General features: G+C 72.9%; 22 protein-coding genes. 12 read left to right on the top strand and 10 right to left on the bottom strand.

Annotated features, from left to right (window positions below; genetic code table 11):
• Positions 1–90 precede the first annotated feature (90 nt).
• The 7 genes from AB0J46_RS42735 to AB0J46_RS42705 all read right to left on the bottom strand — a co-directional run bounded on the left by AB0J46_RS42735 (position 91) and on the right by AB0J46_RS42705 (position 8674).
• Positions 91–627 carry an NUDIX hydrolase family protein gene (locus tag AB0J46_RS42735; RefSeq protein WP_364340815.1) on the bottom strand — a complete coding sequence of 179 codons (537 nt, stop codon included), beginning with the start codon at positions 625–627 and terminating at the stop codon, positions 91–93.
• A gap of 165 nt (positions 628–792) precedes the next feature.
• Positions 793–1797, bottom strand: coding sequence for an NrfD/PsrC family molybdoenzyme membrane anchor subunit (nrfD, locus tag AB0J46_RS42730; RefSeq protein ID WP_364340813.1), 1005 nt, complete (start codon positions 1795–1797; stop codon positions 793–795).
• Positions 1794–2576 (bottom strand): 4Fe-4S dicluster domain-containing protein, encoded by a 783-nt coding sequence (locus AB0J46_RS42725; protein ID WP_352364982.1) that lies wholly within the window; start codon positions 2574–2576, stop codon positions 1794–1796. Before AB0J46_RS42725 ends, nrfD begins: the two co-directional genes overlap by 4 nt.
• Positions 2577–2639: 63 nt before the next feature.
• Positions 2640–5867 (bottom strand): formate dehydrogenase, encoded by a 3228-nt coding sequence (gene fdh, locus AB0J46_RS42720; RefSeq protein ID WP_364341005.1) that lies wholly within the window; start codon positions 5865–5867, stop codon positions 2640–2642.
• 5 nt (positions 5868–5872) lie between these two features.
• Positions 5873–6163, bottom strand: coding sequence for a hypothetical protein (locus AB0J46_RS42715; RefSeq protein ID WP_352364948.1), 291 nt, complete (start codon positions 6161–6163; stop codon positions 5873–5875).
• A 103-nt stretch (positions 6164–6266) separates the two neighbouring features.
• Positions 6267–7676 (bottom strand): rhamnulokinase family protein, encoded by a 1410-nt coding sequence (locus AB0J46_RS42710; protein ID WP_364340811.1) that lies wholly within the window; start codon positions 7674–7676, stop codon positions 6267–6269.
• Entirely contained in the window at positions 7673–8674 is a 1002-nt protein-coding gene (locus tag AB0J46_RS42705; RefSeq protein ID WP_364340809.1) for a LacI family DNA-binding transcriptional regulator, read from the bottom strand. The genes AB0J46_RS42710 and AB0J46_RS42705 overlap by 4 nt, the downstream gene beginning before the upstream one ends.
• Positions 8675–8806: 132 nt before the next feature.
• Between AB0J46_RS42705 and AB0J46_RS42700 the strand changes: the two genes are divergently transcribed.
• The 3 genes from AB0J46_RS42700 to AB0J46_RS42690 are packed head-to-tail and all read left to right on the top strand — an operon-like array spanning position 8807 to position 12334.
• The gene (locus AB0J46_RS42700) at positions 8807–9124 is read left to right on the top strand and encodes an L-rhamnose mutarotase (RefSeq protein ID WP_364340807.1); all 318 of its coding nucleotides are present in this window, start codon (positions 8807–8809) and stop codon (positions 9122–9124) included.
• Between the two features lie 10 nt (positions 9125–9134).
• Positions 9135–10289: an L-rhamnose isomerase gene (gene rhaI / locus AB0J46_RS42695; RefSeq protein ID WP_364340805.1), complete on the top strand. Its 1155-nt coding sequence runs from the start codon at positions 9135–9137 to the stop codon at positions 10287–10289.
• A 5-nt stretch (positions 10290–10294) separates the two neighbouring features.
• Positions 10295–12334 carry a bifunctional aldolase/short-chain dehydrogenase gene (locus tag AB0J46_RS42690; protein WP_364340803.1) on the top strand — a complete coding sequence of 680 codons (2040 nt, stop codon included), beginning with the start codon at positions 10295–10297 and terminating at the stop codon, positions 12332–12334.
• 15 nt (positions 12335–12349) lie between these two features.
• Here AB0J46_RS42690 and AB0J46_RS42685 read toward each other — a convergent pair whose 3' ends face one another.
• Positions 12350–12889, bottom strand: coding sequence for a hypothetical protein (locus AB0J46_RS42685; protein ID WP_364340801.1), 540 nt, complete (start codon positions 12887–12889; stop codon positions 12350–12352).
• 164 nt (positions 12890–13053) lie between these two features.
• On the opposite strand from AB0J46_RS42685, the gene argC reads away from it, so the two are divergent.
• From argC to AB0J46_RS42645, 8 genes are all read left to right on the top strand, one after another.
• Positions 13054–14076: an N-acetyl-gamma-glutamyl-phosphate reductase gene (gene argC, locus AB0J46_RS42680; protein ID WP_364340799.1), complete on the top strand. Its 1023-nt coding sequence runs from the start codon at positions 13054–13056 to the stop codon at positions 14074–14076.
• A complete protein-coding gene (gene argJ, locus AB0J46_RS42675) occupies positions 14073–15224 on the top strand; it encodes a bifunctional glutamate N-acetyltransferase/amino-acid acetyltransferase ArgJ (protein ID WP_352364964.1) in 1152 nt (383 codons plus the stop codon). The genes argC and argJ overlap by 4 nt, the downstream gene beginning before the upstream one ends.
• Positions 15221–16096, top strand: coding sequence for an acetylglutamate kinase (argB, locus tag AB0J46_RS42670; RefSeq protein WP_364340797.1), 876 nt, complete (start codon positions 15221–15223; stop codon positions 16094–16096). Before argJ ends, argB begins: the two co-directional genes overlap by 4 nt.
• On the top strand, positions 16093–17259 hold the full coding sequence (locus AB0J46_RS42665) for an acetylornithine transaminase (RefSeq protein WP_364340795.1): 1167 nt from the start codon (positions 16093–16095) through the stop codon (positions 17257–17259). The genes argB and AB0J46_RS42665 overlap by 4 nt, the downstream gene beginning before the upstream one ends.
• Positions 17256–18176: an ornithine carbamoyltransferase gene (argF, locus tag AB0J46_RS42660; RefSeq protein WP_364340793.1), complete on the top strand. Its 921-nt coding sequence runs from the start codon at positions 17256–17258 to the stop codon at positions 18174–18176. Before AB0J46_RS42665 ends, argF begins: the two co-directional genes overlap by 4 nt.
• Complete coding sequence (locus AB0J46_RS42655) at positions 18173–18682, top strand: arginine repressor (RefSeq protein ID WP_352330310.1); 510 nt, start codon at positions 18173–18175, stop codon at positions 18680–18682. Before argF ends, AB0J46_RS42655 begins: the two co-directional genes overlap by 4 nt.
• A 78-nt stretch (positions 18683–18760) precedes the next feature.
• Entirely contained in the window at positions 18761–20182 is a 1422-nt protein-coding gene (gene argH / locus AB0J46_RS42650) for an argininosuccinate lyase (protein WP_364340791.1), read from the top strand.
• Positions 20164–20967, top strand: coding sequence for a DNA-3-methyladenine glycosylase (locus AB0J46_RS42645; protein ID WP_364340789.1), 804 nt, complete (start codon positions 20164–20166; stop codon positions 20965–20967). Before argH ends, AB0J46_RS42645 begins: the two co-directional genes overlap by 19 nt.
• On the opposite strand, the gene AB0J46_RS42640 is transcribed toward AB0J46_RS42645, so the two are convergent.
• Positions 20907–21308 carry a PH domain-containing protein gene (locus tag AB0J46_RS42640; protein ID WP_364340787.1) on the bottom strand — a complete coding sequence of 134 codons (402 nt, stop codon included), beginning with the start codon at positions 21306–21308 and terminating at the stop codon, positions 20907–20909. The genes AB0J46_RS42645 and AB0J46_RS42640 overlap by 61 nt on opposite strands.
• Before the next feature lie 87 nt (positions 21309–21395).
• On the opposite strand from AB0J46_RS42640, the gene tyrS reads away from it, so the two are divergent.
• Positions 21396–22661: a tyrosine--tRNA ligase gene (tyrS, locus tag AB0J46_RS42635; RefSeq protein WP_364340785.1), complete on the top strand. Its 1266-nt coding sequence runs from the start codon at positions 21396–21398 to the stop codon at positions 22659–22661.
• A 247-nt stretch (positions 22662–22908) separates the two neighbouring features.
• On the opposite strand, the gene AB0J46_RS42630 is transcribed toward tyrS, so the two are convergent.
• Complete coding sequence (locus tag AB0J46_RS42630) at positions 22909–24585, bottom strand: glycosyltransferase family 39 protein (RefSeq protein ID WP_364340783.1); 1677 nt, start codon at positions 24583–24585, stop codon at positions 22909–22911.
• Positions 24586–25491 lie beyond the last annotated feature (906 nt).

Raw genomic sequence — 25491 nt, 5'->3', positions numbered from 1 at the left:
GCGTCCCGAAAGACACCCCGCGAGCGGCGGCCGCCGTGGACGACCATGGCGGCCTCGACGGCCACCGCGTGCGCGATGAGAGGCGGGGCGCTAGACCAGGCGGCCCACGTGGGCCAGTGCCTGCTTGAGCAGCACGCCCTGGCCGCCGGTCATCTCCTGCTGCACGGCCGGCGAGGACGCCTCCTCCGGGGTGAACCAGACCAGGTCCAGGGCGTCCTGCCGGGGCCGGCAGTCACCGGCCACGGGCACGATGTAGGCCAGCGACACCGCGTGCTGGCGCGGGTCGTGGTACGGCGTGACGCCCGGCGTCGGGAAGTACTCCGCGACGGTGAAGGGCTGCGGCGAGACGGGGATGCGCGGAAGGGCCACCGCCCCGAGGTCCTTCTCCAGGTGGCGCAGCAGCGCGTCGCGGATGCGCTCGTGGTGCAGCACCCGCCCCGAGACCAGCGCCCGGCTGACCGTGCCGTCCGCCGCGATCCGCAGCAGCAGGCCCACGCGGGTCACCACGCCGGTCTCGTCGACGCGTACCGGCACGGCGTCGATGTAGAGGATCGGCAACTGGCCGCGCACCGACTCGAGCTCTTCGGGTGCCAGCCATCCAGGCGCGGTTTCGGTCTTTTCGGTCATCTGCCGATCGTATGCCCCGCGCCGCCACTGACAGCGTAAGCCCCACCGACCGATCCCCGGACGGGGTTCAGGCCCGCCTGGCCGGCCTGCTCCTGCCCGCCAGCCAGGACGCCGTGCAGACGACCAGCACGATGCCCATGAACGGCAGGTACTCGGCGACTCTTCTCATGACAGATCACGCTCCGCTCTCGACTTGGCGAGCCGCCGGCGCTGCGGCTCGACGGTGTACCGGGGGTCGCACGCCGAGGCCGTCCCGGCGTGGAAGATCCCGAACCGGGTGCACACCGACCCGGCCAGCAGGGCCGCCCCGGCGGCCACCGCCGCGACCCTGCTGCGAGCGCCCAGGCCCTGACCGAGCAGGGCGCCCGCGACCGACAGCGCCTGGCCCGCCCTGAGCAGGCGGCTGCGCCGCAGCGGCTCGGCGGTCAGGCCCATCCGGCGTTCCATGCGGACGGCCGCCGCGCACTCCAGGGCCGCCCCCAGCACCGCCGCCCGCCGGGCCGGGGCCGCCTGCGCGACCGGCGCGGCCAGCATGCCGAGCCCGCCCGCCGACGCGGCGGCCGAGCCCGCGAACAGGAACGGCATCTCCCTGAACCCGTCGTGCCAGGCCGGGACGGCGGTGTCGCAGATCAGCGCGGCGGTGTAGGTGGCCAGCGCCGGCCCGGTCAGCCCGGCCCCCACCGTGGCCGCCCGGCCCAGCCGGGGGAACCGCCCGGTCACCCCGGTGAGCGCGGCCAGCCCGGCCTGCGGCCCGTACGCGGTCAGGATCCAGGTGCCGACGCTCATCGGCGAGGTCACCTTGAACACCCGCAACATGTTCAGGAAGCGCGACGGCTTGCCCAGGTCGTGGATCAGCGCGTACAGCGAGCCGCCGACCGCGCCCAGGGCGCCCACCTTGGCGGCGCGGGCCAGCGCCGGGCGTCCGGTCAGCTCGGCGGCGGCGGCCAGCGTGGAGGAGGCGCCGGCCAGGCCGCCGAGGAACAGGTAACCGGCGATGTCGTGGTCGCTCCAGGGCGTGCTGTTCAGCACCGGCAGGCCGTAGTAGGAATCCGCCTCCGGCTCCGGCGGCCGCAGCGAGCGGCTGCCGCGGCCCGCCGAGCCGGGCGTGGCCTCACGCTCGGTGCGCAGGCCGGGCGCGTCGTCCAGGCGCACGTCGGTCTGGTTGCTCATCCGCCCCTCCTCCAGGCCGCCGCGGCGGCCATCCCGGCCAGCAGCACCAGCGCCGCCGCGCCGGCGTGCCGCCACATCGACGGCAGGTCCGCGGTGGTCACCACGGGGTCCGGCGGCAGGCCGTACACCTGGGGCTCGTCCAGCAGCAGGAAGAAGGCGCCGGTGCCGCCCACGCCGTCGGCCGGGTCGTGGCCGTACAGGCGGGCCGAGGACACGCCCGCCGCGCGCACCTGCTCCAGACGGCGGTCGGCGCGCTCGCGCAGCTCGTCCAGCTCGCCGAACTGGATGGAGTCCGTCGGGCACGTCTTGGCGCAGGCCGGCTCCTGGCCGACCTCCAGCCGGTCGTAGCACATCGTGCACTTGGCGGCCGTGCCGGTCTCCGCACGCCGGCCGATCACCCCGAACGGGCAGGCGGGCACGCAGTAGCCGCACCCGTTGCAGACGTCCTCCTGGACGACGACCGTGCCGTACTCGGTGCGGAACAGCGAGCCGGTCGGGCAGACGTCCAGGCAGGCCGCGTGCGTGCAGTGCTTGCACACGTCGGAGGCCATCAGCCAGCGGAAGTCCAGGTCACGGGCGCCGGTCTCCTGATGGCCCAGCGGCTTGCGCTGCTCGACGAACGCCACGTGCCGCCAGGTGTCGGCGCCGAGCCCGACGGAGTTGTCGTAGGACATGCCGGTGAACAGCAGCCCGTCCTCCGGCACCGCGTTCCACTCCTTGCAGGCCACCTCGCACGCCTTGCACCCGATGCAGACGCTGGTGTCGGTGAAGAAGCCCATGCGCCTGGGCGGGTCGTCGTAGCCGGCGTCGAGCGGCGCCCGGTCGAGGTCGAAGGCCACGGCTCACACCTCCGTTCCGGTGTGCTCGGTCACGCCCGCCCGCCGCCGGTAGGCCAGCACCAGTTCCGGCAGGGCCGGGCCGCGCGGCCTGCGCCCGGGGCGGATGTCCGCCGACAGGGCCTTGACCTCCTGGATGTGGGAGTTGGGGTCGAGCGAGATGGCCGACAGCTCGTTGGCCGCGTCGCCGGTGGCCAGGCCGTTGGGGCCGAAGTGGAAGGGCAGCCCGATCTGGTGCAGGACCTTGCCGTCCAGGTGCAGCGGCGCCATCCGGTCGGTGACCAGCACGCGGGCCTCGATGGCGCTGCGCGCGGTGATGATCGTGGCCCACTCGCCGTGCACGAGCCCGCGCTCGGCGGCCAGCTCGGGCGAGACCTCGCAGAACATCTCCGGTTGCAGCTCGGCCAGGTACGGCGTGTGCCGGCTCATGCCCCCTGCCGTGAAGTGCTCGGTCAGCCGGTACGTGGTCACCACGTACGGGTAGACCGACGCGCCCGGCTCGGCCCCGCTCGGCTGGTAACGGTTGTCCTCGTGCCGGTAGAGCTTGCGGGCCGGGTTGCGCTGCCGCCCGTAGAGCGGGTTGGCGACCGGCGAGTCCTGGGGCTCGTAGTGGCTGGGCAGCGGGCCGTCCACCACGCCCGAGGGGGCGAACAGCCAGCCCTTGCCGTCGGCCTGCATGATGAACGGGTCGATGCCCGACAGCGCCGCCGGTCCCTGCGCCCCCGGCTCCGGCCGGTAGGACGGCGGTTTGCGCTCCTCGAAGTCCGGCACGTCGAGCCCGGTCCAGCGGCCGGCGCCCGCGTCCCACCAGACGAGCTTCTTGCGCTCGCTCCACGGACGGCCGTCCGGCGCGGCCGAGGCCCGGTTGTAGAGCACCCGCCGGTTGGCCGGCCACGCCCACGCCCACTCGGCGGCCACCCAGTCCTGCTCGGCGGCCGGTTTGCGGCGGGCGGCCCGGTTGACGCCGCCGGCGTACACGCCGCAGTAGATCCAGCAGCCGCACACCGTCGAGCCGTCGTCCTTGAGCTGGGTGTAGGCGTCGAGCGGGCGGCCCTCGGCGTCCCAGCCGTTGATCTCGGCGAGCACCGCCTCGGCGACCGGCTCGGCCGTCTCGCCCTCGACGGGGTAGTCCCAGGTGAGGTCGAGCAGGGGCCGGTCCATCGGGTCGGCGGAACCGGCCAGCTTCTGCCGGATGATGCGCCCGAGGTGGTACATGAACCACAGGTCGCTGCGCGCGTCGCCGGCCGGCTCGACGGCCCGGTGGTGCCACTGCAACCAGCGGTTGGTGTTGGTGAAGCTGCCGCTCTTCTCGGTGTGGGCCGCGGCGGGGAAGAAGAACACCTCCGTGCCGATCCTGGACGTGGTCAGCTCGCCCGTCTCGATCTCGGGGCCGTCCTTCCACCAGGTGGCGCTCTCGATCAGGTTGAGGTCGCGCACCACCAGCCAGTCGAGCTCGGCCATGCCCAGGCGTTGCATCCGGGAGTTGGCCGAGCCCACGGCCGGGTTCTCGCCGAGCAGCAGGTAGCCCTTGCAGGTGCCGTCGAGCTGCGCGAGCACCGTGTCGTACGTGCTGTGCGAGCCGGTCAGGCGCGGCAGGTAGTCGAAGCGGAAGTCGTTGTCGCGCGTGGCCGCCGGCCCCCACCACGCCTTCAGCAGGCTCACCAGGTAGGCGGGCATGTTGGCCCAGAAGCCGCGGCAGGAGGCGTCGGCGCGCAGGAATTCGCGCATCTTCTCGTGCTCGTGGGCGTGCGGCATCGGGATGTAGCCGGGCAGCAGGTTGAACAGCGTCGGGATGTCGCTGGAGCCCTGGATGCTGGCGTGCCCGCGCAGCGCCTGGATGCCGCCGCCGGGGCGGCCGATGTTGCCCAGCAGGAGCTGCAGGATGCTGGCGGTGCGGATGAACTGGGCGCCGTCGCTGTGCTGCGTCCAGCCCACCGCGTAGACGAACTCGGCGGTCCGCTCCGGCCCCGAGTTCTCCGTCAGGTGGCGGCAGACCTGGGCGAACAGCTCCGGCGGCACCCCGCACACCTGCTGGACCATCTCCGGCGTGTAGCGGGCGAAGTGGCGGCGCAGCACCTGCAGCACGCAGCGCGGGTGCCGCAGCGTCTCGTCCCGCCGCATCTCGCCGCCCAGCGGGACGCCGGTGCCGCCCTGCACCTCGGCGCGGCCGGCCGGGAGGCTGCCCGCCGGGCGGTCGTAGTCCTCGTCCCGCTCGCCGGAGGCCGCGACGGTGTGCATGCCCTCGTACTGCCAGGTGTCGTCCTCGTAGCAGCGGTTCTCGGCGTCGAAGCCGGAGAACAGGCCGTCGAGGTCCTCGGCGTCGCGGTAGTCCTCGCGCAGGATGGTCGCCGCGTTGGTGTAGTGCAGGACGTAGTCGCGGAAGAACAGCTCGTTCTCCAGCACGTGGTTGACGATCGCGCCGAGGAAGGCCACGTCCGAGCCCGCCCTGATCGGCACGTGCAGGTCGGCCAGCGCGCTGGTACGGGTGAACCGCGGATCCACGTGGATGACCACCGCGCCGCGGGCCTTGGCCTCCATCACCCACTGGAACCCGACCGGATGCGCCTCGGCGAAGTTCGACCCCTGGATCAGCACGCAGTCGGAGTGCTGCAGGTCCTGCAGGAACGTCGTGGCCCCGCCGCGCCCGAACGACGTGCCGAGCCCCACCACGGTCGAGCTGTGGCACACCCGCGCCTGGTTCTCGATCTGCACCACGCCGAGCGCGGTGAGCAGCTTCTTGATGAGGTAGTTCTCCTCGTTGTCCAGCGTCGCGCCGCCCAGGCTGGCGATGCCCATCGTGCGGGCCACCCGGCGGCCCTTGTTCTCCCACTCCCAGGTCGCCCGGCGGGTGGCGATGATCCGGTCGGCCACCATGTCCATGGCGGTCTCCAGGTCGAGCTCCTGCCAGTCGGCGGCGTACGGCGGGCGGTACAGGACCTTGCGCAGCCGGTCCTCGCCGGTGGTGAGCTGGAGGCTGGAGGCGCCCTTCGGGCACAGCCGGCCCCGGCTGATCGGGGAGTCGGGGTCGCCCTCGATGTGCACGACCTTCTCATCACGGACGTAGACGTTCTGGGCGCAGCCCACCGCGCAGTACGGGCACACCGACTTGACCACGCGGTCGGCGGCGGCCGTCCGGGCCGGGTGCGCGCCCGTGCGCGGCGACTTCACCGCGGCCGCCCGGCCGAGCTTGTCCTTGCCGGTGAGCTGCCGCAGCAGCGGCCAGGAGAACCCCATGCCGCTCACGCGCCCGTCTGGCGCATGCGCCGGTCGCTCCAGGCCCGCTCGCGCATCCAGGCGCGCACGTCGCCGCGCTCGACCGGCCCGACCTCGCGCGGGTTGACCAGGTGCTGGGTACGCCCGGCCAGCAGGCCGGGCCGTCCCCGCCGGCGTGCCACCGCGTCGCTCCCGTCGGCCGGCACGCCCGTCGCGATCAGGTACGCGCGCCCCGCGGGCACGCCCAGCAACCTGGCGATCTCGGCGTAGTCCAGCCCCTGCGACAGCAGCCGCAGCACCCGCTCCTTGCTCGGCATCGTTCCCCCCGGCGCCCGTGCCCCCCGGTTCCGGTCCTCCCCTTCGCAGGCAGGAGGAAACCCGAAGTCCCAGGTCAAAGGCGTGCTTGGGGGACAGATGGCGTCAGGCCAGGCGGGCGGCGGCCTCCGTCCAGGCGGCGGCGTCGCCGGAGGGCTCGTACCGGCGCAACTCCTGCGTGTCGGCCACCAGCGCGCGCATCCCGGCCAGGTCGGCGACCAGCCCGGCCGTGCGCGCCTGCACCAGGACGTTGCCGAGCGCGGTCGCCTCGGCCGGCCCGGCCACGACCGGCAGCCCGCAGGCGTCGGCGGTGAACCGGCACAGCAGCTCGTTGCGCGACCCGCCGCCCACCAGGTGCACGACCTCCACCTCGCGGCCGGACAGCTCCATCGCCTGCCGGATCGCGTTGCGGTGCCCGAGCGCCAGGCTCTCCAGCACGCAGCGCACGATGCCCGCCGGCGTCGAGGGAGGACGCTGCCCGGTGCGGCGGCACTCGGCGGCGATCCGCGCGGGCATGTCGCCCGGCGGCAGGAACACCGGCAGGTCGGGGTCCACCACGGCGGCGAACGGACGTTCGCGCGCCGCCGCCGCCAGCAGGTCGTCCAGCGAGGAGCCGGGCCAGGCCCGCAGGCACTCCTGCAACAGCCACAGCCCCATGACGTTGCGCAGGTAGCGGACGGTGCCGTCGATCCCGGCCTCGTTGGTGAAGTTGGCCGCCCGGCCCGCCTCGGTGAGCACGGGGGCGGGCAGCTCCACCCCGGCCAGCGACCAGGTGCCGCACGAGACGTAGGCGAACGCGGGCCCGGCGGCCGGCACGGCGGCCACGGCCGAGGCGGTGTCGTGCGAGGCCACCGCCCGCACCGGCGCCGAGAAGCCGATCTCCGCCGCGACGTCGCGGCGCACCCCGCCGATCGGCTCGCCCGGCTGCCGCAACGGGGGGAAGATCCCCTCCGGCAGGCCCAGCCGGTCGATCAGCGGCACCGCCCAGGACCGGGTGCGCACGTCGAGCAGGCCGGTGGTCGAGGCGTTGGTCACCTCGGCGCCGATCTCGCCGGTCAGCCAGTAGCCGATCAGGTCGGGGACGAGCAACATCGTGGCGGCCCCGTCCAGCCGGTCGGCCAGGAGCTGGTAGATCGTGTTGAACGGGAGCACCTGCAACCCGGACACCGCGTACAGCGCCTCGGCCCCGATCAGCTCGGCCACCTGCCCGGCCACCCCCCGCGTACGGTCGTCGCGGTAGTGGACCGGGTTGCCGAGCAGCGCGCCGGTCTCGTCCAGCAGGCCGTAGTCGACGGCCCAGGAGTCGACGCCGATCGAGGTGACCGGCCCGGCCGCGCGCAGACCGGCCAGGATCTCGCGGTAGAGGCCCAGGACGTCCCAGTGGAGGCGGCCGGCCAGGCGGACCGGGCCGTTGGGGAAGCGGTGGACCACGGACGTGGCGAGCCCGTCCGACAGGTCGGCGACCAGCACCCGGCCGCTGGAGGCGCCCAGGTCCACGGCGGCGAATCGGCTCATTGGGTGGACTCCCTCGCGACCAGTTCGGGCTGGAACATGATGTGCTGGTGGGCGTGCTCGGCCGGGTTGTCGCACTCGTCCAGCAGCAGCTCGGTGGCGATGCGGCCGAGCTGGTACGTCGGCTGCCGCATCGAGCTGAGCGACACGGCCGAGGCGGCGGCGAACTCGATGTCGTCGTAGCCCATCAGCGCCACGTCGTCGGGCACCCGCACCCCGGCGCGCAGCAGGGCCCGCAGCACGCCCAGCGCGAGCAGGTCGTTGGCGCAGAACACGGCCTCGGGCAGGCCGTCCGCCATCAGGTCGGCGGCGGCCTGCTCGCCCGCGCGGGCGGTCATCGCGGCCGCCTCGACCACCCGCAGCGAGGCGGGGTCGAGCCCGGCCGTGGCCAGCGCCTGCGCCGCGCCCCGCCGCCGCTCGGCGCACTGCCGGATGGTCAGCGGCCCGGTCACGTACGCGACGCCGTTCCCGCCCCTGGCCAGCAGATGCCGCACCGCGGCCCGGCCGCCCGCGACGTCGTCCACCGCGACCGCGCACTGGTCGGGCCGGTGGGCCGGATGGTCGACGAGCACGACGCTGATGCCGCGCTCGCGCAGCCGGTCCAGCCGGGCCGGGTCCTCGCCGGACGGGGTGATCAGCACGCCGCGCACCCGCTGCTCGGCCAGCACGCCGAGGTTGCGCTCCTCCTTGTCCGGGGAGCCGGCCGAGTTGCCGAGGATCACCGCGTAGCCCAGCTCGCTGGCGACGTCCTCGACCCCGGCGGCGACCTCGGTGAAGAACGGGTTGCCGATGTCGATGACGCTCAGGCCGATCGTCCTGCTGTGGCCGGCGCGCAGGGTCGAGGCCGAGCCGTGCCGGACGAAGCCGAGCTCCCGGATCGCGGCCTCCACCCGTTCGCGGGTCGCCTGGGCGACCTTCGCCGGTCTGTTCAGGACGTTGGAGACCGTCCCGGGGGAGACGCCGGCGCGGGCGGCGACGTCCTTGATGCTGACCATGGCCATGGCGCCACATTAAAACGTACCAACGAGAAGTTGGCCAGTGCCGCCGATCTGACTAGGCGACGCATTGACAGCGCCCCCGTGTGCTCGTAGTTTCCTCCGCGACAGATTAAAACGTTTTGAAGAGGGGTGACCGTGCGACGCGTCTGCTTCCTGCTCAAGGTCCGTCCCGAGCGGCTGGCGGAGTACCGCGAACGCCACCGGGCCGTCTGGCCGGACATGCTCGACGCGCTGCGCCGCGCCGGCTGGCACAACTACTCGCTCTTCCTGCGCGACGACGGCCTGCTGGTCGGCTACCTGGAGACCGCCGACTTCGAGGCCGCCAGGAAGGCGATGGAGGCCACCGAGGTCAACGCCCGCTGGCAGGCCGAGATGGCGCCCTTCTTCGAAGACCTCGACGGCCGGCCCGACGAGGGCATGCGGCCGCTGGACGAAGTGTTCCACCTGGACTGATCGGGAAGTCATGACCACTGACATCAAGGCCGCCCTGCGCGCGCTGCACATCGAGACGCCCTCCTGGGCGTACGGCAACAGCGGCACCCGGTTCAAGGTGTTCGCGCAGCGGGGCGTGCCGCGCGACCCGTACGAGAAACTGGCCGACGCCGCCCAGGTGCACGCCCACACCGGCGTCGCCCCCACGGTCGCCCTGCACATCCCGTGGGACAAGGTGGCCGACTACGGCCACCTGGCCGCCCACGCCCGCGAGCTCGGCGTCGGCATCGGCGCGATCAACTCCAACGTCTTCCAGGACGACGCCTACATGCTCGGCAGCGTCACCAACCCCGACCCGGCGGTCCGCCGCAAGGCGCTGGCGCACCTGCTGGAGTGCGTGGACATCATGGACGCCACCGGCTCGGACACCCTCAAGCTCTGGTTCTCCGACGGCACCAACTACCCCGGCCAGGACGACATCCGCGCCCGCCAGGACCGCCTGGCCGAGGCGCTGTCGGCGGTGTACGCCCGGCTCGGCGAGGGACAGCGCTTCCTGCTGGAGTACAAGCTGTTCGAGCCCGCCTTCTACACCACCGACGTGCCCGACTGGGGCACCGCCTACGCCCACTGCCTCAGGCTCGGCCCCAAGGCGCAGGTCGTCGTGGACACCGGCCACCACGCGCCGGGCGTCAACATCGAGTTCATCGTGGCGTTCCTGCTGCGCGAGGGGAAGCTCGGCGGCTTCGACTTCAACTCCCGCTTCTACGCCGACGACGACCTCATGGTGGGCGCGGCCGACCCGTTCCAGCTCTTCCGCATCATGTACGAGGTCGTGCGCGGAGGCGGCCTGGCGGCGGGCGTGGCGTTCATGCTCGACCAGTGCCACAACATCGAGCCCAAGATCCCCGGCCAGATCCGCTCGGTCATGAACGTCCAGGAGGCCACCGCCAAGGCCCTGCTCGTCGACCGGGACGCGCTGGCCGCCGCCCAGACCGGGGGAGACGTGCTGGCCGCGAACGCCGTGCTCATGGACGCCTACAACACCGACGTGCGGCCGCTGCTCGCCGAACTGCGCGAGGAGACGGGCCTCGCGCCCGACCCGATGGCCGCGTACGCCAAGTCCGGATATTTCGAGAAAATCGCTGCCGAGCGCGTCGGCGGCACGCAGGCCGGCTGGGGGGCCTGACCATCATGGACGTCATCAACGAGCTCCTGGACCGCTCCCACCGCCTGGGCGCCGACCCGCGCAACACCAACTTCGCCGGCGGCAACACCTCCGCCAAGGGCCGCGCCGCCGACCCGGTCACCGGCCAGGACGTCGACCTGCTCTGGGTCAAGGGCTCCGGCGGCGACCTCGGCACGCTGAAGGAGGCGGGCCTGGCCGTCCTGCGCCTGGACCGCCTGCGCGCGCTGGCCGCCGTCTATCCCGGCGTCGAGCGCGAGGACGAGATGGTCGCCGCCTTCGACTACTGCCTGCACGGCAGGGGCGGCGCCGCCCCCTCGATCGACACCGCCATGCACGGCCTGGTCGAGGCCGCCCACGTGGACCACCTGCACCCCGACGCCGGGATCGCCCTGGCCACCGCCCGCGACGGCGAGGAGCTGACCCGGCGCGTCTTCGGCGACCGCGTGGTGTGGGTGCCCTGGCGGCGGCCCGGCTTCCAGCTCGGCCTGGACATCGCCGCCGTCAAGGAGGCCAACCCGCAGGCCATCGGCTGCGTGCTCGGCGGCCACGGCATCACCGCCTGGGGCGCCACCTCGCAGGAGTGCGAGGCCCGCTCCCTGGAGATCATCCGCACCGCCGAGGAGTACCTGGCCGCGAACGGCCGCCCCGACCCGTTCGGGCCGGTGCTCCACGAGCCGCTGCCCGAGGACGAACGGCACGCGCGGGCCGCCGCGCTGTTCCCGGTCGTGCGCGGGCTGGCCTCCTCCGACGCGCGGCAGGTCGGCCACTACACCGGCACCCCGGAGGTGCTGGACTTCCTCTCCCGTGCCGAGCACCCGCGCCTGGCCGCGCTCGGCACGTCCTGCCCCGACCACTTCCTGCGCACCAAGGTCGCCCCGCTGGTCCTGGACCTGCCGCCGGACGCGCCCCTGGACCAGGCGGTCGCCCGGCTGCGCGAGCTGCACGCCGCCTACCGCGCCGACTACACCGCCTACTACGAGCGCCACGCCACCCCGGACTCGCCGCCGATGCGCGGCGCGGACCCGGCGATCGTGCTGGTGCCCGGCGTCGGCATGTTCTCCTTCGGCAAGGACAAGCAGACCGCCCGCGTGGCCGGCGAGTTCTACGTCAACGCGATCAACGTCATGCGCGGCGCCGAGTCCGTCTCCGCCTACGCGCCCATCCCGGAGTCGGAGAAGTTCCGGATCGAGTACTGGGAGCTGGAGGAGGCCAAGCTGCGCCGGATGCCGAAGCCGAAGCCGCTGGCCGGGCGGGTGGCGCTGGTCACCGGCGCGGGCTCGGGCATCGGCGCGGCCACCGCGCGGCGGCTGGCCGCCGAGGGCGCGTGCGTGGTGCTCGCCGACCGCGACCAGGCCGCCGCCGGGAAGGTCGCCGCCGAGATCGGGGCCGGGGCGTACCGGGCCTCCGACGTCGCGGTGGCCGTGGAGGTGGACGTCACCTCCGAGGAGCAGGTCGTGGCCGCCGTACGGGCCGCCGCGCTCGCCTTCGGCGGCGTGGACCTGGTGGTGAACAACGCCGGCCTGTCGCTGTCGCGCTCCCTGCTGGAGACCAGCCTGGACGACTGGGACCTGCAGCACGACGTGATGGCGCGCGGCTCGTTCCTGGTCTCCCGCGAATGCGCCCGGGTGCTGATCGATCAGGCGATGGGCGGGGACATCGTCTACATCTCCTCCAAGAACGCCGTCTTCGCCGGGCCGAACAACGTCGCCTACGGCGCGGCCAAGGCCGACCAGGCCCACCAGGTCCGCCTGCTGGCCGCCGAGCTGGGCGAGCACGGCGTCCGCGTCAACGGCGTCAACCCCGACGGCGTGGTGCGCGGCTCGGGCATCTTCGCCTCCGGCTGGGGCGCCAACCGCGCGGCGGTGTACGGCGTGGAGGAGGAGCGCCTGGGCGAGTTCTACGCCCGGCGCACCCTGCTCAAGCGCGAGGTCCTGCCCGAGCACGTGGCCGCCGCGGTCTACGCGCTCACCGGCTCCGACCTGACCCACACCACGGGCCTGCACGTCCCGGTGGACGCGGGCGTCGCCGCCGCCTTCCTCAGGTGAGCCATGGTGGCGGCCTCACGAGTAGGCCGCCACCACCCCCACCACCATCAGCAGCGCCCCGGCGGCGGTGACGGCGCTTCCCGCCGCTACGGCCGCCCGCCTGGCCCGCCGCCCCGCCCCGGCCCAGTAGAGCAGCACGTAGGGCAGGAACCCGATCCCGCCCAGCCCCACCGCGGGCAGGGCCATCGCGGCCAGCACGCCCCTGGTCCCGGCCGGCGCCGCCCGGTCGCCCTCGGGCGTGAGCTGCGCCCGCGTCACGTCGCCCGCCGCGGAGTCGGGGGAGGCGTCCACCGGGACGGACGGGCCGCCGGAGTCGGGCGTGAACCGCCCCTTGCAGTCGTAACGCCCCTGGCCCAGGTCGGCGCAGGAGAGCACGGTCAGCGTCCCCGGCGTGCCGGTCCGCCCGGTGGCCAGCCGGAAGTCCTGGACCGACAGCACCGCCGGCAGCACGCAGATCCCCACCCACAGCAGCACGATGACGGCGCGCCCGAACGGCCCGGGACCGGGCCCGCGCGACGGGGTGACGAAGGTGAGATCGGGCAGGAAGTCGCTCATGCCCGGCAGCATCCCGCCCGCCACTTGGGATTGGCCTGGAAAGGACTGGGACATGGACCCGTCACCGGCGCGGGCCGTCCCGGCTTGCATAATCATCCTCTTGAGTGCATCATCTTCACAAGCAAGGTCATGAGACAGGGTGCATGAATATGCAGGAGGGCCGGATGAGAGCAGCGATCGCGGGAGCCAGCGGCTACGCCGGAGGTGAGCTGCTCCGCCTCCTGCTCGGCCATCCCGAGTTCGAGATCGGCGCGCTCACCGCGGCCTCCAGCGCCGGCAGCCTGCTCGGCGCCCACCAGCCGCACCTGCCGCAGCTCGCCGACCGCGTCCTGGAGGAGACCACGCCGGGCGTGCTCGCCGGGCACGACGTGGTCTTCCTCGCGCTGCCGCACGGCCACTCGGCCGCCGTCGCCGCCGAGCTCGGCGAGGACACGATCGTGGTCGACTGCGGCGCCGACCACCGGCTCGCCGACCCCGCGGCCTGGCAGGAGTTCTACGGCGGCGACCACGCCGGCACCTGGCCCTACGGCCTGCCCGAGCTGCCCGGCCAACGCGAGGTGCTGCGCACGGCCCGGCGCGTCGCCGTCCCCGGGTGCTACCCGACCTCGGTGCTGCTGGCCCTGTGGCCCGCCTTCGCCGCGGGCCTGGCCGGTCCCGACGTCGTCGTGGTGGCCGCCAGCGGCACCAGCGGCGCGGGCAGGGCGGCCAAGGCCCACCTGCTGGGCAGCGAGGTCATGGGCTCGGTCAGCGCGTACGGCGTGGGCGGCGTCCACCGCCACACCCCCGAGATGGAGCAGGGGCTGTCCGCCGTCGCCGGCGCCCCGGTACGCGTCTCCTTCACCCCCACCCTGGCCCCCATGAGCCGCGGCATCCTGGCCACCTGCACCGCCCCCGCCGCCCCCGGCCTCACCCGCGAGTCGCTGCGCACCGCCTACGAGGTCGCGCTCAAGGCCGAGCCGTTCGTCCGGCTCCTGCCCGAGGGCGTCTGGCCGGCCACCTCCATGACGTACGGCGCCAACACCGCCGCACTCCAGGTGACGCTCGACGAGCGCGCCGGCCGCGTGGTCGCCGTCATCGCCATCGACAACCTCACCAAGGGCACGGCCGGAGGCGCCGTCCAGAGCGTCAACCTCGCCCTCGGCCTGCCGGAAGAGCTCGGCCTTCCCCTGACAGGAGTTGCTCCATGAGTGTCACCGCCCCACTGGGCTTCCGGGCCGCGGGCATCGCCGCCGGCATCAAGTCCGGCGACGCCCGCGACCTGGCCCTCGTCGTCAACGACGGGCCCAGCCGCGCCGCCGCGGGCGTCTTCACCGCCAACCGCGTCAAGGCCGCTCCCGTGCTCTGGTCGCAGCAGGTCCTGGCGGGCGGGCGGCTGCGCGCGGTGGTGCTCAACTCCGGCGGCGCCAACGCCTGCACCGGCCCCGAGGGCTTCCAGGACACCCACGCCACCGCCGAGAAGGTCGCCGAGGTCATCGGCGACAGCGCCGGCGAGATCGCGGTCTGCTCCACCGGCCTGATCGGCGAGCGGCTGCCGATGGAGGCCCTGCTGACCGGCGTCCAGACCGCCGCGGGCCAGCTCTCCCGCGACGGCGGCCTGGCCGCCGCCGACGCCATCCGCACCACCGACACCGTCTCCAAGATCTCCTTCAAGCGGGCCGACGGCTACATGGTCGGCGGCATGGCCAAGGGCGCCGGCATGCTCGCCCCCGCCCTGGCCACCATGCTCTGCGTGATCACCACCGACGCCGACCTGACCAGCGAGGAGCTCGACACGGCGTTGCGCGCCGCCACGGCGACGACCTTCGACCGGCTCGACTCCGACGGCTGCATGTCCACCAACGACACCGTGCTGCTGCTGGCCAGCGGCGCCGCCGGGGTCAGGCCCGACCTGGCCGAGTTCGGGCAGAAGGTGCAGGAGGTCTGCGCCGACCTGGCCAGGCAGCTGCTCGTGGACGCCGAGGGCGCCTCCAAGGCGATCGCCGTCGAGGTCGTCGGCGCCGCCTCCGAGGACGACGCCGTCGAGGTGGGCCGCACCGTCGCCCGGTCCAACCTGCTCAAGTGCGCCATCCACGGCGAGGACCCCAACTGGGGCCGCGTCCTGGCCGCCGTCGGCACGACGAAGGCCGCCTTCGAGCCCGACCGCGTCAACGTCGCCATCAACGGCATCTGGATCTGCCGCGACGGCTCCGTCGGCGACGACCGCTCCAAGGTCGACATGCGCCCCCGGGACGTGACGATCACCATCGACCTGTCGGCCGGCCGCCACAGCGCCACGATCCACACCACGGACCTGACCGCCGAGTACGTCCACGAGAACTCGGCGTACTCCTCGTGAGGGCCGTCACCGCGGCCACCAAGGCCGAGGCGCTGATCGAGGCGCTGCCCTGGCTGACCCGCTTCCACGGCGCGACCGTCGTCATCAAGTACGGCGGCAACGCCATGACCGACGAGTCCCTCAAGGAGGGCTTCGCCGAGGACGTCGTGTTCCTGCACCACGCCGGCCTGCGCCCGGTCGTCGTCCACGGCGGCGGCCCGCAGATCAGCAGCGCCCTCGACAGACACGGCATCGAGTCCACCTTCACCGCCGGCCTGCGCGTCACCACGCCCGAGGCCATGCAGGTCGTCAGGATGGTCCTGGTCGGGCAGGTGGGCCGCGACATCGTCGGCCTGGTCAACCGGCACGGCCCGTTCGCCGTCGGCATGTCCGGCGAGGACGCCTGCCTGTTCACCGCCGAGCGCAAGCCCGCGCTGGTCGACGGCGAGCCGGTGGACATCGGCCAGGTCGGCGAGATCGTCAAGGTCGATCCCGGCGCGGTGCGCGCGCTGATCGACGACGGCCGCATCCCGGTCGTCTCCAGCGTCGCCGCCGGCGTCGACGGAGAGATCTACAACGTAAATGCGGACACCGCGGCCGCCGCGCTGGCCGTGGCGCTCGGCGCGCAGAAGCTGATCGTCCTCACCGACGTCGAGGGCCTGTACGCCAACTGGCCCGACGACACCGACGTGATCGACCAGCTCGACGCCGACGAGCTGGAGAAGCTGCTGCCCACGCTGTCCAGCGGCATGGTCCCCAAGATGGAGGCGTGCCTGACCGCCGTGCGCGGGGGAGTGCCCCAGGCGCACGTCCTCGACGGCCGCGTGCCCCACTCGATGCTGCTGGAAATCTTCACCAACGAAGGAATCGGAACCATGGTGATGCCCTCATGAGCCTCCACGAGCGGTTCGAGCAGGCGTTCATGCCCAACTACGGCGTCCCCCCGATCGCCCTGGCCCGCGGCGAGGGCACCCGCGTCTGGGACGTCGACGGCAAGGAGTACCTCGACTTCATCGGCGGCATCGCGGTCAGCTCGCTCGGCCACGCCCACCCCGCCCTGGTCGAGGCCGTCTCCAAGCAGGTCGCCACGCTCGCCCACACCAGCAACCTGTTCCTGCACGAGCCCGAGGTGCTGCTCGCCGAGCGGCTGCTCGGCCTGCTCAACGCGCCCGCCCGGATCTTCTTCGCCAACTCCGGCACCGAGGCCAACGAGGCCGCCTACAAGCTCGCCCTCAAGTACGGCAAGCGCGAGGGCCGCTCCTACTTCGTGGCCGCCGAGAACGGCTTCCACGGCCGGACGATCGGCGCCCTGTCGCTGACCGGCAAGAAGGCCATCCGCGACCAGTTCGGCCCGTTCCCCGTCGACGTGCGCTTCGTCCCCTACGGCGACGCCGACGCGCTCAAGGAGGCGGTGACCGGCGACTGCATCGCGGTGTTCCTGGAGCCGACGCAGGGCGAGGCCGGCGTCGTCCCGCCGCCCGAGGGCTACTTCGAGGCCGCCCGCGAGATCTGCGACGCCACCGGCGCGCTGCTGGTCGCCGACGAGATCCAGTCGGCGATCGGCCGTACCGGCCACTGGTTCGCCCACCAGGCCGACGGCGTCACCCCCGACATCCTGACCCTGGCCAAGGGCCTCGGCGGCGGCCTGCCGATCGGCGCGTGCGTCGGGTTCGGCGAGGCCGGCCGGCTGTTCGACAAGGGCGACCACGGCTCGACGTTCGGCGGCAACCCCGTCTCGTGCGCGGCCGCGCTGGCCGTGCTGGACAACCTCGACCTCGACCACGTCAAGTCGGTCGCCGCCGGGCTGCGCGGCGGCCTGGAGGCGGTCCGCCACCCGCTGCTGAAGGGCGTGCGCGGGCGCGGGCTGTGGCTGGCCGCCGTCCTGACGGAGGAGCGGTCCGCGCGGGTGCAGCAGGCCGCCGCCGAGGCGGGCTTCCTGGTCAACGCCCTCCAGCCGGACGCCGTACGCCTCGCGCCGCCGCTCGTGGTCACCCACGAGGAGGTGACCGCCTTCGTCGAGGCGTTCCCCACGATCCTTGCGGAGGCGTCGGCGTGACCAGGCACTTCCTGAGGGACGACGACCTGAGCCCCGAGGAGCAGACGGAGGTCCTCGACCTGGCCGCCGCGATGAAGAAGGACCGGTTCGGCTACCGGCCGTTCGAGGGCCCGAAGACCGTCGCCGTCCTGTTCGACAAGCCCTCGGCCCGCACCCGCGTCTCCTTCCACACCGGCATCGGCGAGCTCGGCGGCCTGCCGCTCGTCGTGGACAACGTCGCGGTGCTGATGGGCCGGGGCGAGCCGACCGCCGACATCGCCCGCGTGCTCGACCGCCAGGTGGCCGCCATCGTGTGGCGCACCACCGGGCAGCGACTGGTCGAGGAGATGGCCGCCGCCTCGGCGGTGCCCGTCGTCAACGCGCTCACCGACGACTTCCACCCCTGCCAGATCCTCGCCGACCTGCAGACCGTCCGCGAGCGGCTGGGCGGCACGGCCGGGCTGACGCTGACCTACGTCGGCGACGGCGCCAACAACATGGCCCACTCCTACCTGCTCGGCGGCGCCACGGCCGGCATGCACGTACGGATCGCCGCCCCGGCCGGCTACCAGCCCGACGCGGTGATCCTCGGCCAGGCCGCCGCCGTCGCGGCCAGGACCGGCGGATCGGTGGTCGCGATCACCGACCCGGCCGCCGCCGTCCAAGGGGCGCACGTGATCGCCACCGACACGTGGGTGTCCATGGGACAGAGCGGCGAGCAGGAGCGGGCGGCGGCGTTCGCGCCGTACCAGGTGAACGCCGGGCTGCTGGAGCACGCCGCGCCCGAGGCGATCGTCCTGCACTGCCTGCCCGCCTACCGCGGCAAGGAGATCACCGCCGACGTCCTCGACGGGCCGGCCAGCGTCGTGTGGGACCAGGCGGAGAACCGGCTGCACGCCCAGAAGGCCCTGCTCCACTGGCTGGTGACCCGCGGATGACCATCCCGATGACCAAGGCCGCGCGGCAGGCGAAGATCACCGACCTGCTGCAGCGCAAGGCCGTGCGCTCCCAGCCGGAGCTGGCCAAGCTGCTGGCCGAGAGCGGCGTCGAGGTCACCCAGGCCACCCTCTCCCGTGACCTGGACGAGCTCGGCGCGCTCAAACTGCGCGCCGACGACGGCTCCCTGGTGTACGCGCTGCCCGGCGAGGGCGGCGACCGCATCCCGCTCACCAGGACCGGCGGCGGCGGCGAGACCCCGGCGGCGCGGCTGCACCGCATCGCCGAGGAGCTGCTGGTGGCCGCCGAGGCCTCGGCCAACCTGGTCATGGTCCGCACCCCGCCGGGCGCCGCCCAGTTCCTCGCCTCCGCCATCGACCACGCCGACTGGGAGTCGATCCTCGGCACCGTGGCGGGCGACGACACGATCCTCGTCATCAGCCGGGATCCGGCGGGCGGCCAGGCCGTCGCCGAGGCGCTGCTGCGCGTGGCGGACCGGCGTGGCTGAACCGGTCGCCGGGATCGCGGCCGCCCCTGACGCAAAGAAGGGCTGAATTGCACTATGGTCGCGTGGGAAATGGAGGAGATGACGGTGAGTGATGGCAAGCCGATGCGGCTGTGGGGCGGGCGCTTCGAGAGCGGTCCGTCCGACGCGCTGGCCCGGCTGTCGGTGAGCGTGCACTTCGACTGGCGGCTGGTGCCGTACGACCTGGCGGCGTCCAGGGCGCACGCCCGCGTGCTGCACAGGGCGGGGCTGCTGAGCGACGAGGAGCTCGAGCGCATGATCGGCGCGCTCGACGACCTGGAGGCCGCCTGCAAGGCGGGCGAGTTCCGCCCGACCGTGGCCGACGAGGACGTGCACACCGCGCTGGAGCGCGGCCTGCTGGAGCGGCTCGGCTCGCTCGGCGGCAAGCTGCGCGCGGGCCGCAGCCGCAACGACCAGATCGCCACCGACCTGCGCCTCTACCTCCGCGACCACGTGCGCAGCATCGTCTCCCGCCTGGTCGAGCTGGAGACCGCGCTGATGGCCCAGGCCGAGCAGCACGCCGAGACCGCCGCGCCGGGCATGACGCACCTGCAGCACGCCCAGCCCGTCTCCTTCGGCCACCAGCTCCTGGCCCACGTCCACGCCTTCACCCGCGACATCGACCGCCTCACCGACTGGGACAAGCGCGCCGCGGTCTCCCCGCTCGGCTCCGGCGCCCTGGCGGGCTCCTCGCTGCCGCTCGACCCGCAGGCCGTGGCCGAGGAGCTCGGCTTCTCCGCCGCCGCGCCCAACTCCATGGACGCCGTCGCCGACCGCGACTTCGCCGCCGAGTTCCTGTTCGACGCGGCGATGATCGGCGTGCACCTGTCCCGGCTGGGCGAGGAGATCGTCCTGTGGGCCTCGCAGGAGTTCCGCTGGATCGAGATGGACGACGCCTACTCCACCGGCTCGTCGATCATGCCCCAGAAGAAGAACCCCGACGTCGCCGAGCTGGCCCGCGGCAAGTCCGGCCGCCTGATCGGCAACCTCATGTCGATGCTCACCACGCTCAAGGGCCTGCCGCTGACCTACAACCGCGACCTGCAGGAGGACAAGGAGCCGGTGTTCGACTCGGTCGACACGCTGCTGCTCGTCCTGCCCGCGATGGCCGGGCTGGTCGCGACCATGCGCGTCAACACCGCCCGCATGGAGGCCTCGGCGCCCGACGGCTTCGCCCTGGCCACCGACCTGGCCGAGCTGCTGGTGCGGCGCGGCGTGCCGTTCCGCGACGCGCACGAGGCCGTCGGCCACCTGGTGGTCTGGTGCCAGGTCAACGACAAGGACCTCGGCGACCTGACCGACGACGAGCTGGCCAAGGTCTCGCCGCACCTGACGCCCGACGTCCGCGACGTGCTCAACGTGCCCGGCGCGCTGGCGGCCCGCAAGGCCCACGGCGGCACCGCGCCCGACCGCGTACGCGACCAGCTCGTCGCCCTGCGCGAGGCGGTCGACGCGCAGGCGGCATGGGCCTCGGGCAGCTGAGCGCCGCGCCGCTGCCGCGGGGTTTCTTCGACCGGCCCTCGCACGAGGTCGCGCCCGACCTGCTCGGACGCGTCCTCGTGCACGGCCCGGTCGCCGTGCGGCTCACCGAGGTCGAGGCGTACGGCGGCCCCGGCGAGGACCCGGCGGCCCACACCTACCGCGGCAGGACACCCCGCAACGCCGTCATGTTCGGCCCGCCCGGCCACCTGTACGTGTACTTCACCTACGGCATGCACTTCTGCGCGAACCTCGTCTGCCTGCCCGAGGGCCACGGCTCGGCCGTGCTGGTCCGTGCCGGCGAGATCGTCGCCGGCCTGGACGAGGCCCGCACCCGCCGCACCCCCGCCGGCGGCCGGGGCGGGCGGGTGCCGGACCGTGACCTCGCCCGCGGCCCCGCCCGGCTGGCCGTCGCGCTGGGCCTGCTGCGCGAGCACAACGGCCTCGACGCGATCTGGGAAGGCGCACCCGCCGCCCTCGATCCCCTCACCGGGCACTCCGGGCGTTTCGGTCACGGGCCGGAGCACGCGACCTGGCTCACCGGCCAGGGGCAGGAGCACGCCACCCGGCTCACCGGCCTGCCCCACGGGTCGGCCGCCATGCTCGAAGGCCGGCCCGCCGACCCCGGCACGATCAGGTCAGGCCCGCGCACCGGCGTCTCGACCGCCAAGGAGACCCCATGGCGGTTCTGGATCGACGGCGACCCGACCGTCTCGCCGTACCGGGCTCACGTGCCGCGCCGGCGCAGCTCCGCGGCCACCTCCGTGGGGGAGACGCCCAGCTCGTGAGCGCTGAAGACGTGCAGGTGGTCGCCGGTGTCGATCTCCAGCATCTCGCTGCGCAGCCCGAACCGCCTGCGCACGTCCACCGTGACGTCCTCGACCGCCGCCCACGGCACGCGCCGCCGGCCGGCGAACCCGTGCACCACCGTGATCCCGTCCGCGTCGGCCGACAGCCGCACCGGCACCAGCACGTCGCGCAGCCCCATCCCGCCCACCAGCACGGCCGCCGGCACCGCGAGGATCACCCCGCGCACGTCCCCGGCCACCCACCAGAAGACGGCGAGCCCGGCGCACGCCAGAGCCCCTAAGATCTTGAAAACGGCCAGCTCGCGACGGACCCTCCACATGGACACCGAGCGTATCCAAGTGGCGCGCCGGCACACCGATCGGGCAGGCTAAAGGCACCGACTCCGACTCAGGGAAGCCACATCACCGTGACCGACATCATCGACGACCTCGCGTGGCGAGGATTGATCGCCCAGTCCACCGACCTCGACGCCCTGCGCGCGTCCATGGCCAAGGCACCGATCACGGTCTACTCCGGTTTCGACCCCACAGCGCCGTCCCTGCACATCGGCCATTTCGTGCCGCTGCTCACGCTGCGCCGCCTGCAACTCGCCGGGCACAACCCGATCGGCCTGGTCGGCGGGGCCACCGGCCTGATCGGCGACCCGAGCGGCCGCAACACCGAGCGCTCGCTCAACTCCAGCGAGATCGTCGCCGAGTGGGTGGAGCGCCTGCGCGGCCAGGTCGGCAAGTTCCTCGACTTCGACGCGGAGTCCAACCCGGCCCGCCTGGTCAGCAACCTCGACTGGACCGGTGAGCTCAGCGCCATCGACTTCCTGCGCGACATCGGCAAGCACTTCCCGGTCAACCGCATGCTCGCCAGGGAGTCGGTCTCCGCCAGGCTCGCGGGGGAGGGGCTCAGCTACACCGAGTTCAGCTACCAGATCCTGCAGTCCAACGACTACCTGGAGCTGTTCCGCCGCTACAACTGCACCCTGCAGATCGGCGGCAGCGACCAGTGGGGCAACATCACGGCGGGCGCCGACCTGATCCGCCGCATCGAGGGCGGGCACGTGCACGTCCTGACCCAGCCGCTGATCACCAAGGCCGACGGCACCAAGTTCGGCAAGACGGCGGGCGGCGCGCTCTGGCTCGACCCCGAGATGACCTCCCCGTACGCCTTCTACCAGTACTTCCTCAACTCCGACGACCGCGACGTGATCCACTACCTCAAGGTGTTCACGTTCCGCAGCCGCGAGGAGATCGAAGAGCTGGAGAAGGCGGTCGCCGAGCGTCCCTTCGCCCGCGAGGCCCAGCGCACGCTGGCCGAAGACCTCACCGAGCTGCTCCACGGCCGCGCCGAGCTGGAAGCGGTCATGGCCGCGTCGAAGGCGCTGTTCGGACAGGGGTCGCTGGAGGACCTGCCCGCCGCCACGCTGCAGGCCGCCCTGGCGGAGGTCCCCAAGGCCACCGTCGCCGAGCTCGGGGCATCCTTCGTCGACCTGCTGGCCGACAGCGGGCTGGTCGAGTCGAAGTCGGCGGCCAGGCGCGCGGTCAAGGAGGGCGGCGCCTACCTGAACAACGTCAAGATCACCGACGAGGCGTACGTCCCCGAGGCGTCCGACCTGCTGGCGGGCCGGTTCATGGTCCTGCGCCGCGGCAAGAAGTCGATCGGCGGCGTCGAGGTCGCCTGATCACGACCGGCGAGGCGGGCCCTACGGGGCTCGCCTTCCGTTTGGCTCGGCGGGCCCTGCGGGGCCCGCTTTCGTATGGCCGGGAGGATCCCTGCGGGGCCCACTCTTTGTATGGCGAGACGATCTCCTGCGGGGCCACTTGCCGTATGGCGAGGCGAGCCATGCGAGAGCCCACTGCCCATGGCGAGGCGAGCCCTGCAAGGCCCACTGCCCATGGCGAGGCGGGTTCCCCGGGAGGCCGCCTGTCCTATTTCCGCGCTGACGTCCGGGTCGGCGTCCGCGCTGGTTTCCGTTCTGGTTTCCGTTCGAACAGGGCCACCGTCAGCCCCGGCAGATCCGCCGAGTGCTTGACCGACACGGGCTCGAACCCCGCCTGCCTCACCTGCGCCACCCGCGGCACGGAGTCGCCCTGCAACCCCGCCTGCTTGGTGCCCCGCCACACCACCCAGACCCGATCGCGCCCCTTCAACGCCGCCGCGACCTCCGACCTTTCGGGGTAGCCGAACCCGTCAGCATCCGGCACGTCACCCGTCTTCAGCACGTCGTCCGGCATCGCCGCGTCCGCGTAGTAGTCGAACCCGGCCCGGAGCTGACTCTGCCCGTACACGATCGCGTCCTCCGGCTCCGCCTTGACCACTCGCAACGCCCACGGGATGTTCTCGAACCGCCCGTTCTCCTCGCGTACCGTCACATGCTCGGAAGCCGCGAGCACACCCCCCACCAGCACGAGGGCCACCCCCGCCGGCACCGGGAACCGCGGCACCCCCGCCACAGCCACCCCCGCCAGCAACGCCAGCGCGGGCGCCGTCACGAACAGGTACCGGTCCACGTACGCCGGCGTCACCAGCTGCGAGACCGCAAGCAGCAGCAGCGGCGGCAACACCAGCCACCCCACCCCCGCGACAGCCCACCGACCACCGTCCCCGGCCACCGCATCAAGCCCCGCGAAACCGCCACCCTCCCCCCGCACCCGCTCAGCCCCCGGGGGACCGTCACCCTGCCCCCGCATCCGGTCAGGGCCGGCGGAACGGTCACCACGCCCCCACACCTGCTCAGCCCCCACGGAACCGTCACCATGCCCCCACCCTTGGTCAGGCCCGGCGGTACCGTCACCGTGCCCCCACGCCTGACCAGCCCCCGCCGACCGGATCCCGTCGTCGCGCACCCGATCACGGCCCGCCGTCGACTTCCAGAGCACCACCGCACCGGCCAGCGCGACCGCGAACAGCAGCACCCCGGCCCCGGTCGAGCCCGCCGCCATCTTCGGGAACTTGAGCCACACCTCCGGCCCCCGCTGCGGGATCCAGCTGATCGCGTGCCGCTCCCCGAACCCGACCAGTCCCAGCACCACCGCGGGCAGACCTCCGATCCCCAGCGCCACCGCCATCCGCACCAGCACCCCACGCCGCGCCAGGGCGAGGTGCGCGGGCAGCGCCAGCACCGCGAACAGATGCGTGCAGCACACCAGCGCCACCGCCACCCCGTACGCCACCCACCGCCGCCCGCCCGGCCGCTCCACCGCCCGGTGCAGCGCCCAGAACGAGAACACCACCGCGGCCGCCGCAAACGCGTACGACCTGGCGAAAGCCCCGTAATAGGAAACGGACGGCAGGATCGCGAACAGCGCCGCCCCGATCACGCCCGCCCGCACACTGTGCAGCCGCCTGCCGAGGTCGGCGAGGAACCAGGCCGCCACCCCGATCGCCACCGCCGACGGCAGCCGCAACCACAGCTCAGCCGTGCCGGCCTTAATCCAGAAGTGCATGAACAGGTAGTACGGCAGGAAGTGCCCGTCGATGTTCCGGGCCAACTCCCACAACCCCGCCAGTGACCGGGAAGCCGCGCTGATGGTGGCCAGCTCGTCACCGTTCAGGGTGGCCGCCCCCGTCCCCGAGAACGCCACCGCCCCCGCGACCAAAGCCATCCACCAAGGGGCAGAGGAACGCAGACGGGTCGCAGGTCGAACCGAGGGGGCAATTGTGGCGGCAGTGGTCACCGGGGCAGAATACGCGCCCCTCCGAACCCCCGCCCTGCACTCTGACCCCGGTAGCCGTCCGAGCGACCTGACCTCACCACCGCATCCACACGTCAGTCACTGCCTTCGTCGCGAACGCGCTGGAGCCCAGCCACAGAACAGAACCCCGCACCGCAGAGCAGCAAGTACTGCAGACTCTCCCGTTCCCCGGACCCCGAACGAGCCACCCCACCCCACTGCCTCCGCCACATCGGGCCGACCTCACTCTCACCCCCTACCGCCCGTCTCCAACCCCCTTTCGAACTCGCCGATCACTCCCTCCCACCGCGCCAATCGCCCCCCACCCCCCGCTGGCGAGCCGGCCCTCGCCGACGATGGCTCGCGCGGCACGCGTGACGAGCACTGTCATCCCGCGTTCCGCCATGCTCCCGCCCGTCGATTTGACGTGTCGCGGATCGCGACCTAATCTTTCACTTCGTCCCGGGAGCGAGCCGGACGCCGATCAGGCGGACGGGCCCCAGGACAAGCCCCTTGAGATGACAAGCCACCTCGGTCGAGGCGCTTCACCGCGCTTTGGCATGGGTTGTCCTCTGGCGCCCGAACCACGCCGAATAATCGGTTGATTCGACAAGTGCCGGATGACACGGTAAGTTACGAGGGTTGCCTCGGAAGCGAGGCATCCAATCCTAGACAGGTTTGGCCCGGTTTGTTCAAGTCTCCGGATTTGACACGAAATCGGCGGGCCTGCTAAGATTAAGATACGAAATGAACGCCTCTGAGCGGGGATCCGGGAACGGGTTCTGGTGAGGAAGTACGCGTCCGTTTCTTGAGAACTCAACAGTGTGTTAAAAGCCA

Source organism: Nonomuraea sp. NPDC049758 (assembly GCF_040674635.1).
Lineage (GTDB): Bacteria > Actinomycetota > Actinomycetes > Streptosporangiales > Streptosporangiaceae > Nonomuraea.
The sequence above is the reverse complement of the archived record's forward strand: the minus strand, read 5'-3'. Positions and strand labels throughout refer to the sequence as shown.